The sequence below is a fragment of the Neisseria sp. P0001.S005 genome (assembly GCF_051963715.1).
In genome coordinates this window covers 1-335 of the sequence record NZ_JBQCTZ010000852.1, presented here as the reverse complement: position 1 = coordinate 335, position 335 = coordinate 1, and the positions used below count along the sequence as shown (strand labels likewise).

Below are 335 nucleotides of genomic sequence, written 5' to 3'. Positions count from 1 at the left end.
GCAGAGCAAGAAAACAAAATCTTTGGCAGTTTCAAGCCATCAATCCCCGAAAATTTGCCGACAACAAACTTGGCTATGTTGATGACCGCCCCTTCGGAGGTGGTCCGGGAATGATTATGATGGCGCCGCCGCTTCAAGCGGCAATTGAAGAAGCCAAAGCAAACTCGCAAAAACCTGCCAAAGTAATTTATCTCAGTCCGCAAGGTCAGCCGCTGACGCATAAAAAGGCCGCAGAACTTGCCGAACTGCCCCATCTTATTCTTCTATGCGGACGCTATGAAGGCATAGATGAAAGACTGCTGCAAAGCAGTGTGGACGAAGAAATCAGCATTGGC

General features: G+C 49.0%; 1 pseudogene. It reads left to right on the top strand.

The window, feature by feature from the left end:
* Positions 1–335 (top strand): annotated as a pseudogene (locus tag ACTHSP_RS23190) (tRNA (guanosine(37)-N1)-methyltransferase TrmD); the annotation flags it as partial.